The sequence below is a fragment of the Rhizobium sp. ZK1 genome (assembly GCF_047782645.1).
Taxonomy (GTDB): Bacteria; Pseudomonadota; Alphaproteobacteria; order Rhizobiales; family Rhizobiaceae; genus Rhizobium.
Map to the genome: position 1 here is coordinate 1,818,182 of NZ_CP180587.1, position 14,679 is coordinate 1,832,860.

At 60.7% G+C, this 14,679-nt stretch carries 13 protein-coding genes; 9 read left to right on the plus strand and 4 right to left on the minus strand.

The window, feature by feature from the left end:
- Positions 1–75: 75 nt before the first annotated feature.
- The 6 genes from ACK9YZ_RS31050 (at position 76) to ACK9YZ_RS31075 (ending at position 7,875) form a co-directional block, all read left to right on the plus strand.
- Complete coding sequence (locus ACK9YZ_RS31050; RefSeq protein WP_416067324.1) at positions 76–1,767, plus strand: hydantoinase B/oxoprolinase family protein; 1,692 nt, start codon at positions 76–78, stop codon at positions 1,765–1,767.
- The gene (locus ACK9YZ_RS31055) at positions 1,764–3,827 is read left to right on the plus strand and encodes a hydantoinase/oxoprolinase family protein (RefSeq protein WP_416067325.1); all 2,064 of its coding nucleotides are present in this window, start codon (positions 1,764–1,766) and stop codon (positions 3,825–3,827) included. Before ACK9YZ_RS31050 ends, ACK9YZ_RS31055 begins: the two co-directional genes overlap by 4 nt.
- A 1-nt stretch (position 3,828) precedes the next feature.
- Entirely contained in the window at positions 3,829–4,902 is a 1,074-nt protein-coding gene (locus tag ACK9YZ_RS31060) for an ABC transporter ATP-binding protein (protein ID WP_416067326.1), read from the plus strand.
- 59 nt (positions 4,903–4,961) lie between these two features.
- The gene (locus tag ACK9YZ_RS31065; protein WP_416067327.1) at positions 4,962–6,134 is read left to right on the plus strand and encodes an ABC transporter substrate-binding protein; all 1,173 of its coding nucleotides are present in this window, start codon (positions 4,962–4,964) and stop codon (positions 6,132–6,134) included.
- Between the two features lie 74 nt (positions 6,135–6,208).
- Positions 6,209–7,075, plus strand: coding sequence for an ABC transporter permease (locus ACK9YZ_RS31070; protein ID WP_416067328.1), 867 nt, complete (start codon positions 6,209–6,211; stop codon positions 7,073–7,075).
- Positions 7,072–7,875, plus strand: a complete 804-nt coding sequence (locus ACK9YZ_RS31075; protein ID WP_416067329.1) for an ABC transporter permease — start codon at positions 7,072–7,074, stop codon at positions 7,873–7,875. The genes ACK9YZ_RS31070 and ACK9YZ_RS31075 overlap by 4 nt, the downstream gene beginning before the upstream one ends.
- A gap of 401 nt (positions 7,876–8,276) precedes the next feature.
- Here the strand turns inward: ACK9YZ_RS31075 and ACK9YZ_RS31080 are convergent, their stop codons facing one another.
- Entirely contained in the window at positions 8,277–10,241 is a 1,965-nt protein-coding gene (locus ACK9YZ_RS31080; RefSeq protein ID WP_416067330.1) for an LGFP repeat-containing protein, read from the minus strand.
- A 267-nt stretch (positions 10,242–10,508) separates the two neighbouring features.
- Between ACK9YZ_RS31080 and ACK9YZ_RS31085 the strand changes: the two genes are divergently transcribed.
- Positions 10,509–11,144: a hypothetical protein gene (locus ACK9YZ_RS31085; protein ID WP_416067331.1), complete on the plus strand. Its 636-nt coding sequence runs from the start codon at positions 10,509–10,511 to the stop codon at positions 11,142–11,144.
- A gap of 229 nt (positions 11,145–11,373) precedes the next feature.
- Positions 11,374–11,691: a response regulator transcription factor gene (locus ACK9YZ_RS31090; RefSeq protein ID WP_416067332.1), complete on the plus strand. Its 318-nt coding sequence runs from the start codon at positions 11,374–11,376 to the stop codon at positions 11,689–11,691.
- A gap of 62 nt (positions 11,692–11,753) precedes the next feature.
- Here ACK9YZ_RS31090 and ACK9YZ_RS31095 read toward each other — a convergent pair whose 3' ends face one another.
- Complete coding sequence (locus tag ACK9YZ_RS31095) at positions 11,754–12,407, minus strand: IS6 family transposase (RefSeq protein ID WP_416068470.1); 654 nt, start codon at positions 12,405–12,407, stop codon at positions 11,754–11,756.
- Between the two features lie 86 nt (positions 12,408–12,493).
- Between ACK9YZ_RS31095 and ACK9YZ_RS31100 the strand changes: the two genes are divergently transcribed.
- Positions 12,494–13,132, plus strand: coding sequence for a hydrolase (locus ACK9YZ_RS31100; RefSeq protein ID WP_416067333.1), 639 nt, complete (start codon positions 12,494–12,496; stop codon positions 13,130–13,132).
- A gap of 57 nt (positions 13,133–13,189) precedes the next feature.
- On the opposite strand, the gene ACK9YZ_RS31105 is transcribed toward ACK9YZ_RS31100, so the two are convergent.
- Together ACK9YZ_RS31105 and ACK9YZ_RS31110 are read right to left on the minus strand one after the other, a co-directional pair.
- On the minus strand, positions 13,190–13,597 hold the full coding sequence (locus ACK9YZ_RS31105) for a hypothetical protein (protein WP_416067334.1): 408 nt from the start codon (positions 13,595–13,597) through the stop codon (positions 13,190–13,192).
- A gap of 14 nt (positions 13,598–13,611) precedes the next feature.
- A complete protein-coding gene (locus ACK9YZ_RS31110) occupies positions 13,612–14,661 on the minus strand; it encodes an LLM class flavin-dependent oxidoreductase (RefSeq protein ID WP_416067335.1) in 1,050 nt (349 codons plus the stop codon).
- Positions 14,662–14,679: the final 18 nt, after the last annotated feature.

A 14,679-nucleotide genomic window follows, 5' to 3' on the forward strand; every position in this document is an offset into this window, starting at 1 on the left:
TCTGACAGGCTATCCAACCTCGAGCAATGACGCTTACTCTGTGCCTGCCAATCCATGCAGCGATACGTGAGCAAGATGACTTTTGTTCCAGATCCCATCGATCCCGTCACCCAGGAAATCATCGAGGGTAAGCTTGCAGCGACTGTCGACGAAATGGGCATCGTCATGGCCCGCACCAGCATGAGCCCGGTCATCTACGAAGTGCTGGATTTCGCCTGCGGCCTCCTGACCGCGGAGGGCGAACTGGTCGCGCAAATGAACGGCATTACACTGTTTACCGGTACGTTCGGCGCGCAGGTCAAGGCATTGATCTCCCGCTACGATGGAGATATGGCCGACGGCGACGTGCTGCTGACCAACGATCCCTATGCCGGCGGCACGCATGCCTGTGACTTTGCTGTGGTCAAGCCCATCTTTGTCGCCAAAGAAATTGTCGCCTATGCGATCAACGTCGCGCATTTTCTCGATGTCGGCGGCTCTGTTCCGGGCAGCCTTGCGCCGAATGCAACCTCGGTCTTCCAGGAGGGCCTGCGCCTGCCGGGTGTCAAGATCGTTCGTGGCGACGTCGTCTCTTCGGAGCTGATCCATATCATCAGCGAGAACGTTCGGCTCCCCGAAATCGCCCTTGGTGACCTGACCGCGCAGATCGCCACGGTGCAGGTCGCGGCGCGGCGAATGTCGGAACTTACCGGCAAGTATGGCAGCGCCATTGTCAAGGCGGCTTTCGTAAACCTGATCGCCGTCAGCGAGAAACAAAGTCGCACAGCGATCGCCGCCCTGCCCGACGGCACCTACCACGCGACTGATGTCATTGATGGCGACGGCGTCAGTGACGGCCCCATCGAGGTGAAGGTCGCGGTCACGATCACGGGCGACAGTATCACTGCGGACTTCACCGGTTGCCCACCGGCCGTGGCAGGGCCGATCAACTGCGCGAGAGGCGCGCTGGAATCGGCATGCCGTACCATCATAAAGGCGCTTGTCGGTCCGCAGGCGCCATCGAACGAAGGCTGGTTCCGCCCGCTGAAGGTCGTCGCGCCGGCCGGCACCATCTTCACCGCACAAAAGCCCTCACCCACCGGCTGGTATTACGAGGGTTCGGTCCACGCGTCGGAATTGGTCTGGAAGGCACTTGCGCCGCTGATGCCCTCACGTTTTTCGGCCGGCTCTTATTCCAGCCTCTGCGTCGTCTATGTCTCGGGCAAGGATGCCCACGACCAGCCCTTCATCCATATCGAGCCCCAGCATGGCGGCTGGGGCGCGAGCGAGGATCGTGATGGGGCAAACGCGGTGATCGCGCTGACCGATGGCGATACCTATAACTATTCGGTCGAGGTGATCGAGGCCCGATATCCGCTGCTCGTCAAGCGTTACGGTTTCAACATCCAGGCGGGCAGCGGGGCGGGGCGAAGGCGCGGCGGCTTCGGTATCGTGCGCGAATACGAGATCCTATCGCAGGACGCATCAGCCTATTGCAGCTTCGGCCGCACGAGGACCCTTCCTTGGGGAATGAATGGCGGCCACCCAGGTTCGGCGAACGTGCTGCAGGTGGTCAAGTCTAAGGCTGTGGATTGCAACGAATACGGCCGCGCGGCCCATATCGATCTCAAACAAGGCGATGTGTTGCGCATCGTCACCGGCGGCGGCGGCGGCTGGGGCGACCCGCTTGAGCGTGAGGTTCAACTGATCGAGCAGGACCTCGACAATGGTTTCGTAACGGAACAAGCGGCCGTTGAGGCTTATGAATATCGCAGGAGAGCGGAATGATCAGGCTGGCGACCGATGTCGGGGGAACCTTCACAGACCTCGTCGGCTATGACGAGCGAACAGGCCGGCTATTTACCGCAAAGAGCCTGACGAGTGTCGACGATCAGTCCCTCGGCGTTCTCGCCGCGATCACGATGTCGGAGCAGCGGGATGGGCTGCGGACCCGCGACGTGACGTTCTTTGCCCACGGCGGCACGACGGTCATCAACGCCATCACCGAGCGCAAAGGCGTGCGCACCGCGCTGGTCACGACAGCAGGTTTTCGCGACGTCCTGGAGATCGGACGCGGCAATCGCCCTGACCTCTATAACCTGCAGTTCCACAGTCCCGAACCTTTCGTCCCACGCCATTTGCGCTTTGAGGTGCGAGAGCGCATCGACGCAAGCGGCAACGTCCTCACGCCCGTCGAACTGGACGATCTGCGCCCGATCATCCAAAGCTGTCGCCAACAGCAGGTGGAAGCGATCGCCGTGCTGTTTTTGCACAGCTACGCCAATCCCGAGCACGAGATCTTGTGTGCCGATATCCTGGCCGATGCGCTTCCGGAATTGACGGTTTGCGCCAGTCACGAGGTTTCGCGGCAATGGCGCGAATATGAACGGTCGAACACCGTCGTGCTCAACGCCTATGTGCAGCCGATCATCCGGCACTATTTTGCGCGGCTGGAAGCGGCGCTGACCGATCGCGATCTGACCTGCCCCTATTACGCCATGCAGTCTAACGGCGGCATCTCCACCTTTGACCAGGCCACCCGCAGCCCACTCACCCTGGTGGAATCCGGGCCGGCCGGCGGGATTGCGGGTGCTGCGCGCATCGGCGCCGCGATCGGTGAGAGGGAAGTCCTTTCGCTCGACGTTGGCGGAACGACGGCAAAATGCTCGCTGATCCATGACAGCAGGCCCACGCTCAACGCCGAATATCGTCTGGAACATACCCGTATCAAGCCGGGGCACGCTGTGCAGGTCCCGGTCGTCGATATCGTCGAGATCGGCTCCGGTGGCGGGTCCATCGCCTGGATCGATGAACGTGGTGCGCTGCGGGTCGGGCCGCACAGCGCCGGCTCTACGCCGGGGCCGGCATGTTACGGGCGCGGCGGGACGAAACCGACGCTTTCGGATGCTATCCTGACCGTCGGGATCTTCGATCCGGCCAACTTTGCCGGCGGCACCATGGCGCTGGACAAGGCAAAGGCGGAACAGGCGATTGCCACCGTCGCCAATCCGCTCGGCATGTCAGCGGAGGATGCGGCGATGGCGATCATCGAGATCGCTCATGCCAACATGATCAACGCCTTGAAACTCGTAACCGTTCAGCGCGGCCATGACCCGCGCGACGCGGCCTTCGTCATCAGCGGCGGCGCCGGCCCGGCGCTTGCTGCACGGCTCGGTCGCGATCTCAGCGTCAAGGCGACGGTGGTGCCACCGCATCCGGGCATTTTCTCAGCCTGGGGCATGCTCGCAGCCGAGCCCCGCGCCGATTTCCGAGCGACATGGTTCTACCCTCTTGATGACGCGGCGGTAAGCGAGCTGAGCCGCCGCTTCTCACAAATGGAAGAGGAGGCCATCACTTATTTCGCCAAAGGCCGGGATGCCGCGATCCAGTTCACCTACCGCGTCGAGGCGCGCTATCGCGGCCAGGAGCACGGCGTATTTACGCTCTTCCGGCGCGGGGATGATGCAGCCGCTTTCGCCGACCGTTTCCATACCGCCCACGAAAAGGCCTATTCCTTCCGCCTGCCGGACTCAGCGATCGAGATCACCACGCTGCACCTCGAAGCCGTGCTCAGCGGGCCTGTAATAGCACTGCCGAAGATTCCGCGAGCCGGACGCAGCCTCGAGGCGGGCCGCACCGGAACGAGAAACGTCTATTTCGGCACCGCGCGCGGCTGGCTGGCCTGCCCAGTATTCGACCGCAGCCGGCTGCCGGCCGGCGAAAGGCTCGAAGGGCCTGCTATCGTCGAGGAGGCAACAGCGACGACGCTGGTGCTCGAAAACCAGGTCATCGAAATGACGGAAACCGGCATTCTCGTGATCCGCGAAGGGAGCCGCATGGCGCGCTGACATGGCCATATCGATCGAAATCGATGATGTCGTTAAAAGCTACGGGCCGGTCACCGCCGTTGACAGTGTGTCGCTGTCTATCGCCGCTGGCGAGTTCTTTACCTTGCTTGGCTCGTCAGGCTGCGGAAAGAGTACGCTGCTGAAGCTGATCGGCGGTTTCGAGACGCCAACGTCCGGACGCATCGCCTTCGACGGCAAAGACATCGGCGCAGTCCCGGCAAATCGACGCCCCGTCAATACCGTCTTCCAGGGCCTCGGTCTTTTTCCGCACATGACCGTCGCGCAGAACATCGGTTACGGTCTGAAACTGAAGGGCATGTCGGGCGGCAAGCTCGACGCCAAGATCAACGAAGCCCTCGAGCTTGTCGAACTTTCCGGCTTTGGCCCGCGTGACGTCAACCTTCTCTCCGGCGGCCAGCGGCAGCGTGTGGCGCTTGCCCGCGCTCTGGTCATGGAACCCGGTATCCTGCTGCTGGACGAGCCGCTGACCGGGCTCGACGAGCGCTTGCGCCAGCAGATGCGCGATGAATTCGGCCGCCTGCACAAGCGAACCGGCGCGACTTTCGTCCTCGTCACCCACAATCAGGACGAAGCCGTGAGCCTGTCGGACCGCATGGCCGTCATGCACGGCGGGCGGATCGCGCAGGTGGATACGCCGGCAGCCTTCTACCGCACGCCAGCCAATGCATTCGTCGCTCGCTTCGTCGGCATCGATACCCTGCTACGGCCGGAGGCGGTCCATGTTCACGACGGAAAGGATGAAGCGTTGGTCGCGGGCCAGCGCCTTCCGATCCGGATCGCCGGACCCATCGACCCGGAGGCGAGCCTCGTGGCAATCAGGCCCGACCGTCTGTCGCTCGTTCCGGACCCATCGGGAACCGCCGCCAAACTGGAACTTACGCTGGCGGAAACGACCTTCCGCGGGCTGCATCGCGACGTCAGGCTCGCCTTTGCCGATGGACAGTCAGTGCTGGTGGCCCTGGACCCGGATCTCGAACCGCAGCCGCCGGGCACGCGCGTTTCCGTCTATCTCAGGCCGGACGCCGCAGTGCTGATCGCGGCCGGCGGCGCCTAGCCCGCGTCACAGGAGAGACAGAACGACAATCGAAAGACCTAACAAAAAGGGGAATGACGATGACAAAACGATATGACAGGCTTTTATCCTCCAATGCCAGCAACGTGCAGCGCCGCCAGTTCCTGGGGCTTATGGGAGCGGGTGCCGCGGCATTTTCGCTCGGTGGCCTCGGCCTTGCCGGGCGGGCGCAGGCGGCCGACACGGTTGCCTTCTGGGCGACGGCGACGCTGGACATCGGCGACAAGTGGCAGGAATTCGCTTCACAGGTCGGCGTAAACCCGGAATTCACCGACAACGGCAATGATGTCGGCCCGGTCGTCGCGCGCCTTGCAGCGGGCAATGCCAACGACCTCTTCGATGTCGGGGGCTTCCAGGGTGGAGCGGAAAAGGAACTGGCGCGCCAGGGGGCAATCATTCCCTGGGACCTTTCGAAAATCTCCAACTACGAGAGTGTCTGGCAATGGGCCAAGGACATCCCCTATCTTAAGCACGACGGCAAACAATACGGCATTCCGACCGTCGTCAATGCCGACTCGATCATCTACCGGCCCGACAAGCTCGGCAAGGTCGATAGCTACGGCGCGATCTTCGATCCCAAGCTGAAGGGTCGCGTCGCGATGGAGGACGCCTGGATCAACAGTGCAGTCTTCACGGCCATGTATCTGAAGGAAAGCGAGAACAAGCCGATCACCGATCCCGGCAACCTGACGGAATCCGAACTCGGGCTGGTGATGGAATTTCTAATCAAACACAAGAAGGACGGGCAGTTCCGTACCTTCTGGAACGGCTGGGAACAGGGTGTTCAGCTCGTCGCCGACGAGGAAGTCGATGCAATGACAGGCTGGGAGCCGATCGTCTACGAGGGGCGCAAGCGTGGTCTGCAGGTCGAATATGCAGCACCCGTCGAAGGCTACGAAGGCTGGGGTAACAACAGCGTTCTCCTGAAGGGCGCCGGTGACCGTGGCGTCTCTGATTCCGCTCATAAGTTCGTCGATGGCCTGCTCGGCGGTCTTTATGGCTGCGAGCTTGGCAAAGCGCGCGGTTATCTGGTTCCGACTGACAAGAATGTCGAATACGCCAAAGTGCATTCCGACGAATACAAGCCGGAGGATGTTCAAGCGCTCGGCGACCATGTGAAGGCCAAGTTCGCCGGCAAGGTCTACTGGCAGAATTGCCGGCCGGATAATTTTCAGCTTTATGAGGAGTGGTGGCAGAAGCTGCGTAACGCCTGACCGCAGCTATTCGATCAGACCAGACCATTCGCGGCGCCTTGCTGCCGCGAACAGCCCTCAGCCAAGGTTCAGACATGCTCCACCCATTCCGCTCTGCTGCCCTTTCGCTGATTTCACTACCGCTTTTTACCATCATCGTCTTCGGCCTGGCGCCGCTGGCGGTTGTAGTCACATGGAGCTTTTGGACCTGGGATGCCTCGACCTACTGGATCAAGCCGGATTTCAGCTTTGCCGGCTACGTCGCAATCTTTGATGCCGGGCGCTGGACGGTCATTCTTTCGACGCTCGCGAAAGCAATGGGCGCAGCGCTGCTCTGCCTGCTGATTGCCTATCCTTCGGCTTATGCAGTGCATTTCCTCGCCGGCCGCAGGCTCGCCATCATCCTGCTCGCGCTGATGACGATCCCCTTTTTCACATCCTATCTCATCCGTTCCTTTTCCTGGCGCCTGGTGCTCGGACGCACCGGTGTCGTCAATACCGGTCTCCAAGAGCTTGGGCTGACCACGGCGCCGATCGACTGGCTGCTGTTCAGCAACTTTGCCGTCCTCATCGGCCTCGTCGCCTCCTACCTGCCGTTTGCGACCTTTCCGCTGTTGCTCTCGATGCGCCGGCTGGACACGACCGTGCTGGCCGCCGCCCGCGACCTCGGGGCTGGTTTCTGGAAGACGCTGACGACGATCATGATACCGCTCACCATGCCGGGCATATTCGCCGGCTTTCTGTTCGTATTCGTCATGGTCGCCGGCTCCTCTACTGAAGTGCAGATGCTGGGCGGCGCCGGCGCCACCATTATCTCGGTGATGATCAACGACGTTATGCGCGTTGCGAACTTTCCGCTCGCATTTGCTATCTCCACCGTCGTGCTGGCCGTAATCTTCGCGCTCGTCCTGATCGGCAATCGCCTGTTCGGCCTTGCCTCCCTGTTCGAGGATCGCACATGACGGCGCATTCGGAGGGCAGAGCGAACCGTTTCCTGATCTGGGTACTAACGATTGCCGGGCTCATCGTTATCTACGCGCCGCCGCTCTACCTACTGGCAGTCTCGTTCAATCCCGCCTTGCAGCCCGGTCTGCCGAACCTTTGGGACATCACGCTGAAATGGTATGTCTCGCTCCCCGAGGAGCAGGCCCTTGTGTCCGCGTTGCAGCAATCGGCGATGATAGCCACCCTGACTGCGGTGCTCGCGACATTGTTGTCTCTTGCCGCAGCGCTCGCCTATTTCGAGCTCCATAGAAGCCGCACTGCCTGGTTTCTCACCGTCATCCTGCCGATGTTCGTGCCGGGCGTGATCCAAGGTCTTGCGCTATCAACGGTCTTTACTCGCATCGGCATCAGGGCCTCCATGCTGACCGTGACGGCGGGGCATCTACTCTGGGCCATGCCCTTCGCCTTTATCGTCATCCTGACGAGTTTTGCGGCGGTCAAGCCGTCCTACTTGATGGCGGCCGCCGACCTCGGCGCCAGCCGCTGGCGGCAGTTTCGCGACGTCACGTTGCCGTTGATCCGTCCTGGCCTTGTCAGTGCCTTCATCTTCTCGTTTCTGCTCTCGCTCAACGAGTTCACACGATCTTTCTATCTTGCCGGCCTACAGAACACGCTGCCGGTCGTCCTGTTCGGCAAGATGAACGCCGGGGCCTCGCCGACGATCTATGCGATGTCGGGGGCGATATTCATGCTGTCAGTGGCGCTTGTTTTTCTGATCGCGCTCAAGCTTGCCGCACGCGGAAAGCCGAAATTATAGCACGCATTGACATGCTCTTGCTCGGAACGGACAATTTTGATCGCTGCCGCTAATGCCGGGCAGAGCCTCTGTGCCACACGTTCGCCTTGAACCAACTCGAACCGCAGACAAGCGTTGCCTTTTTGATAAAACACCGAAATTGTTTCGCGATTTGCGACGTTAGCGTCGCGGGGTCGAATCTGACCCTGCAAAGAACATTTGCCCTGCGGCGGCTGGCACCTCCAGTGTACTTGTTCAATGAAGAAGACACAGAGCGTAGAACGACGGCATGGCCGAGCTCGCCAGCAAGCGGGTGAATGGAAACGACAAAAAGGCCGAGGCGAAGCCGCACCGACCTTCCTCATCGTAACCTTCTCATCATGCGAATATATCCGTTTGCAAGCGGACGTGGCCACACACGGTCAGTTCGGCGGATGAAATTCGCCCTGCGGAAGCACCGTATAGCTGATCGTCAAGGCGACGTTTATGATATCGGAGACACAGACGGTGTCGTCCTGCGCGGTAAGATCCTGGATGCTGGGCCAGCCGCTCAGAAGCAGTCCGAAGCCGCTTGACCCACCGAGGGGCGGTGTCGGGCTGGAAAGTTGCCACGAAACCGGCGAAGTGACATCCCAGTGACGATTGTCAATCCTCGTTATGGGTTGCAGATAGTCCTGGGAATATGGAATGCGACCAGGATAGGCTCCGCCGTTCCTCTCCCAGTCAACTGACGGCACATGCACCACGACACAGCCGTTCTGCTTTACCTCGTAGTTCCCGTCGCCGTTTTGCCAGCACCGGTAGCTGTATCCGGCAACGAGAGGGCAGGACGGCGCTTCAGCTTCCTCGTAGCTGAGGACTACGCTGTGAATCTGTATCTTGCCAGCCAGCTGACCGATCAGCGCCCGGTCGAATTGAACAGCCCTTTCCGTCACAAAAGCCATACAGTTCTCGCCGAGCCATCCGATTTCCGCCTGCCCCCAGCCGATCATGCCGCTCATAGGTCCTGGCAAGGGGCTGAGGCGCCCACAAGTGGATCCATAGTTACGGTCGGCCCAGGCCTCGCGGGTCGCGACCATGCCCACCTCGAGTGTATGCTCGCCTTCCACATTCCATTCTTTGCCCCCAGTGACGGTTCTGGAACGGGCAAGAGTGTTCTCCGTCCTCGCCCGATCGCGGGCATGTGGCGGAACGCAGGTGGTGTCTCCGTCATAGGCCTCTCGCCACACAAAGCCGGGGAGACACCAATATACTCCGTCCCGAGGGCCGGGCTCACGCCGGAACGCCGCTTTTGCGTTCTCAGCGGCCGCTACTACGCGCGACTGCGGCGTCACGCACACGGTGTCGCCCGGACGACTGTCTCGCCAGACATATCCCTGCAGACAGGTCTCGGACCCGCCCTGGCCGGCATTACCCCCATAGCTCATTACCTCGGCACCGCCCTGCGGCGACCAGCGGATAAAACCTTTCTCGAAGTCGCTGCGGCGATAGCTGCCATCCTGATACTCGTCGCTGACGGGATAGCCGAGCTCGCTTCGCTCCCAACCCATCGAACTCCATTTGTCGCGGATGGCGCCCCAGACAGCGCGGGCGCCGGTCCGGGGCGTCCAGTAGATCGACGCTTCCGCGCCGTTGTCGAGACGACGGAAGTGGTTGAAGCGGCCAACGCCATCCGGCGTACCGGATTCATCGGTGATCGGATAGCCGAGGAACGTTTCCCAGCCGAGTTGGGCCCATTTCTCGCGTATGGCGCCATAGACGGCGTATGCGCCGGTCTGCGATGTCCAATAGACCGACGCTTCCGCGCCATTGTCGAGACGGCGGAAGTGGTTGAAGCGACCTACGCCGTCCGGCGTGCCGGACTCGTCGGTGATCGGATACCCGAGAAAAGTCTCCCAACCGAGTCTGGCCCATTTGTCACGTATTGCTCCATAGGTGGCATGCGCGCCGGTTTCCGATGTCCAGTAGATCGATGCTTCGGGTGCTCCCTCGACCTGGAGGGCCCGAAAATGATTAAAGCGGCCGCGACCGTCGGGCGTGCCAAGCTCGTCGGTGATCGGGTAGCCGAATTCCACCCGGTTGAATTCGTTCCATTTCGTGCTGATGTCGCCCCAGACGGCAAAAGCTCCGATCGACGGATGCCAATAGATTGCGCCGTTCTGAAAATTGTTGAAACGTCCGCCATAAGGCGCGTCCGCCTCGTCGCTCAAAGCCTGACCCATGACGCCGCCTGGGCCACCGAGTGCATTGTATTTTTCTCCGATCGCACCGTATACGGCGAACGCGTAGGCGATTCCGGATGCGATCAGGAGAGAGACCGCAGCCAGCGTCATCGATAAACAATGAAAGTGAACGATTTTTTCGCACCGCGAGATCGCATATGTCATCGTGAAATTCTCCTCGCTTGTGTTAAGTCGACAATCGATCACTGCCATCACGGCTTGATCCGGGATTTTCGATTCCGCCGCTCATTGGTTCCACAAGCAGCGGATTTGCGCATCGGACGTTCGTTCTATATTGTCACTTGAGGTTGTAGAATCTGAGCGCGATCGGGATGCCCGGGGAGCGGAGGTGAGTGGAACGATGCAATGCTTCCAACAGACGACCCACCTTCCTGACGAGTGCTGGACCAAACCATTCTTGTTGGGTGGATCGTGAGTGGGTCTCCAGCTTCGCCCAAACGACCTCAGGGCCAGGCCGTTTCCTCAAACGGTCTTTCGCAGCTGATAGGGTCCATTTACGATTGCGCGCTCGATCCCTCGCATTGGGAACGGACGCTTGCCGAAATCATGCAGGCGATGTCTGGTGAATCTGTCATCCTGTCTCTCAATGATCTCCATGCGAACCGTCTTCTCATCGACAAAAGCATCGGCTGGAGTGAATTCGGGCTCGAAGAGCGTAAGAAACATATTCCCGAGATCCACGCTCGGCTGAACGAATGGTTCGCCAGAGGCCCCTCGATCAACGAGCCGTTCGTGGCTTCGCGGCAGCTATCGCCGGAATATCTGGCCGGCTCGGCATATGTGGAACGATGCTTGAACCCGCTCGGCATCGTCGACATCATGCACCTTTTCCTAATGTATAGCCCATCGCGTTTCTCCGAGATCGTGGTCGCACGCCATCAATCCCAAGGGGTTGTCACCGACCGGGAGGTCGAAATCGGGACGCTTCTATTGCCCCATCTGCGCCGCGCGGTCACGATCAGCAACGTGCTCGAAGCCCGCACGGTCGAATACGGCCGAATGACCGATGCGCTGGATGCGCCCTTGCAGTGTCATACTGACAGATGACGAAAGCAGGATTGTCCATGCGAACCGCTTAGCGGAGCAGATGTTTAAAAACGGCGCAACCCTGCACGGGACAGGCGGTGTCCTCAGTGCCAGGATGCCGCCGGCAACGCAGGAATTGCGAAAGGCAATCCGGTTGGCGGCACGCGACGAGACAAAGCTCGGCAAGTCGGGTCTGGCGGTTCGCCTAACAGGATCGTCCGCCCCACCTCTGTTTGCGCATGTCCTCCCTATGAATGGAACCGAAGAACGCAAGCGGAACCAGGGCAAAGCAACGGCCGCTATCTTCATTGGCTCATCCGTGATCAGAACCTTCGACATCCAACCGGTCGAAGCGAAAGAATTCCTTCGCGCGCGGTTCGGATTGACGAAAGCGGAGGCCGACGTGGCTCTTGAGATTCTCAAAGGCGACGGGCGCACCGCCGCCGCAGCCCGGCTTGGCATCACGCCCGCGACGGTCCGGGCGCATCTCAGCCATATCTTCGCCAAGATCGGCGTGCGAAGGCAAGCCGAGCTTGTTCGGAGGCTGATGCAGGAGCATGACGCTTGATGATACGGCATCGTAAACTTAATGGGCACGAGGCAATAGCAGGCCGCTTGCATCACGACGGTTCACATCCGCGCGATTTCTGCCCACAGGCTCATCGCCTCTGAACGCAGTTCGCGATGATGGCTGGAGGAGATGTCGTGTCGGGGGATGTGGAAGAGGTTAGCGATCGGATCGTGGATTGAGACGAAGCGCTGTAGATGTCGCTGTGACTTGAAGCGTTTCATGATCCGTTCTCGTCGCCGGAATGGCTGGTGGGAGTTCTCTGCCCGATTGTTCAAGCCTTTGTGCGAACGATGTTCGACACTTGGCATTATCTGGCGCCTGGCGACGTCATAGGACGTGAGTTTGTCGGTGATCATCACCCGCGGCGGGCGGCCCTGGCTCTTCAGCAGCTTGCTCATCAGACGCTTGGCTGCCTTGGCGTTGCGACGACTTTGAACCAGAACGTCGAGGACGAAACCATCCTGATCGACGGCGCGCCAGAGCCAGTGCTTCTTGCCGCCGATCGAAACGACGGCCTCGTCGAGGTGCCACTTGTCTCCCAGCCGACCGACTGAGCGACGGCGAATCTCTCTGGCGAAGGCGCGACCGAACTTCTCAGCCCACAGCCGGACCGTCTGGTGCGAGACAATAATCCCTTGTGCCGCCAGCACGTCCTCGACCATCCGCAAGCTGAGAGGAAAACGGAAATAGAGCCACACCGCGTGGGCGATGATCTCGGCGGGAAAGCGGTGGCGGGGTTGAGTGGGTCGCGGTCTATCATGGCCCCGTCATCCCACATCGGCATCCACGCTTCGTTAAGTTGACGATGCCTTCCCTCCTCACGCCGACGCAGCCGACCGTTCTGATGGTCGATCAACAAGCGGGCCTTGCCTTCGAGGTAGGCTCCATCGACCGGCAGGCTCTCCTCGGCAACGTGATTGCGCTCGCCAAAACGACGCGCGCCGTCAATCTGCCGATCGTGGTCTCCACATCCGCATCGGCGGTCTATAGCGGCCCCCTGATGCCGGCGGTTCAGGAATTCCTGCCCGGTGTTGCAAGTCTCGAACGGCATAGCATGAACGCCTGGGAGGATGCGGCGGTGAGGGCCGCGGTCGAGAACACCGGGCGGAAGAAACTGCTCGTATCGGGACTTCTGACCGAGGCATGCGTCTCCTTCACCGTGCTTTCCGCGCTGGCGGACGGCTATGACGTTTCGGTCGTCGCGGATGCCTGCGGCGGGGTGACGAATGACGGCCATTCGCTGGCGCTTCGTCGGATGGAGGCCGCGGGCGCGACCATGACCTCCTGGCTGCAGGTCCTTCTGGAGCTTCAACGCGACTGGACGCGCAAGGAAACCTATGCCGACGCAAGGGCCATCGTCGAAGCCCGTGCCGGCGGATATGGCATCGGCCTCGCCTATGCCCGGGACATGATCCATCCCGTGAAATCCACAGGCTAAATCCCAAAGCGTCGTCTGTCGCGTAGCCCGGCGCCACCGGCAACCGGGCTACGCAGCCTATCGGGCAGTCAAAGGAGAAGGGTTGATGGCGATCTTGCCGTCGGCCCCAACGATCAGGCTCAATCGCCGTTCGCCTTGCGCATCGTAGAATACCACGCCGGAACCACCGGCATTGTTCAGGAAAAGATAGGTCGAAGCCCCTCCCTCTCGATCGAACTTGATATGAGCACCCTTGTCATCGATCTCGAGAACGGCCGTTGGGCCGTCGGGCGCCACGTTGCTGAGCGAGAGCGATGGCCGACCATTACCGTCGAGCGTGAGGGAGGCCGCCCCTGCACCGTCAGGCTTCAAAAGCTCGATCGATGGCGTGCCGCCAATTGCCGACAACCGAATCCTGGCCTTACCCTCTGAATCGACGATCTGCAGCTCTTCGGCCTGGATCTTCCGCGAAAATTCCTCGGACATGTTTGTTCCCCCACCTATGCCTGGGCCTCAGCCTGAGAGAGCAGCGAACGGACCATCGGGATGACCTTGGTTCCGTAAAGCTCGATACTGCTCATCAGTTTCTCATGCTCCATCGGCCCGGCCGAATATTTCATCTGGAAGCGGGAAATCCCGAGCGTTCTGACGAGCTTGACTATCTTCCTCGCGACCGTTGCGGGGGAGCCGGCGTAAAGCGATCCATGCTCGATCTCATTGTCGAAATCCCGCTCCGTGACCGGCGGCCAACCGCGCTCGCGGCCGAGGCGATCGCGGATCTTCTTGAAATGCGGGAAGAGGTCACGGCGGGCCTGCTCGTCGCTTTCGGCAATATAGCCGGGCGAATGCACGCCGATCTCGCGGACGGGCCGTCCGGCCTGTTCTGAAGCCTTCCGATAGAGATCGACATAGGGCACGAACCGGCGCGGATCGCCGCCGATGATGGCGAGCATCAAGCGCATGTCATGCCGTACCGCGCGGATGACGGATTCGGGGCTGCCGCCAACACCGATCCATGTCTTCAACTGGCCCTCGGCGATCGGAGGATAGACGATCTGATCCTCGAGCGGCGCTCGCCAGTCGCTTTTGTAGTTGATCACGTCCTTGGTGACGAGCTGGGAGAAGAGATCCAGCTTGTCCTCGAACAGCTCCTCGTATTTCGACAGGTCATGGCCGAAGAGCGGAAAGGATTCGATGAACGAGCCACGGCCAAGAATGACTTCCGCTCGTCCGTTTGAAACCGCATCAAGCGTCGAGAAGCGCTGGAAAACCCGGATCGGATCGTCCGAACTGAGGACCGTAACCGCCGACCCGAGCCTGATGCGCCCGGTGCGTGCAGCAATCGCCGACAGAACGACCTCTGGAGCCGATACTGCGAAGTCCTTGCGGTGATGCTCGCCGATACCGAAGAAGTCGATGCCATTCCGGTCCGCGAGGACGGCCTCTTCGACCACGTTGCGAATGACCTGTGGCTGGGCGAGGAGCTGCCCGTCCTTGGCAGTCGTGACATCCCCGAACGTGTCGAGGCCGAATTCGAGAGTGTTTGTCATTTCAGGATCTGCTTTGTT

Coding starts and splice junctions, on each gene's coding strand:
- ACK9YZ_RS31070 (WP_416067328.1), top strand. CDS start 6,209: ATGCTCCACCCATTCCGCTCTGCTGCCCTTTCGCTGATTTCACTACCG.
- ACK9YZ_RS31105 (WP_416067334.1), bottom strand. CDS start 13,597: ATGTCCGAGGAATTTTCGCGGAAGATCCAGGCCGAAGAGCTGCAGATC.
- ACK9YZ_RS31090 (WP_416067332.1), top strand. CDS start 11,374: ATGAATGGAACCGAAGAACGCAAGCGGAACCAGGGCAAAGCAACGGCC.
- ACK9YZ_RS31110 (WP_416067335.1), bottom strand. CDS start 14,661: ATGACAAACACTCTCGAATTCGGCCTCGACACGTTCGGGGATGTCACG.
- ACK9YZ_RS31075 (WP_416067329.1), top strand. CDS start 7,072: ATGACGGCGCATTCGGAGGGCAGAGCGAACCGTTTCCTGATCTGGGTA.
- ACK9YZ_RS31065 (WP_416067327.1), top strand. CDS start 4,962: ATGACAAAACGATATGACAGGCTTTTATCCTCCAATGCCAGCAACGTG.
- ACK9YZ_RS31050 (WP_416067324.1), top strand. CDS start 76: ATGACTTTTGTTCCAGATCCCATCGATCCCGTCACCCAGGAAATCATC.
- ACK9YZ_RS31060 (WP_416067326.1), top strand. CDS start 3,829: ATGGCCATATCGATCGAAATCGATGATGTCGTTAAAAGCTACGGGCCG.
- ACK9YZ_RS31080 (WP_416067330.1), bottom strand. CDS start 10,241: ATGACATATGCGATCTCGCGGTGCGAAAAAATCGTTCACTTTCATTGT.
- ACK9YZ_RS31055 (WP_416067325.1), top strand. CDS start 1,764: ATGATCAGGCTGGCGACCGATGTCGGGGGAACCTTCACAGACCTCGTC.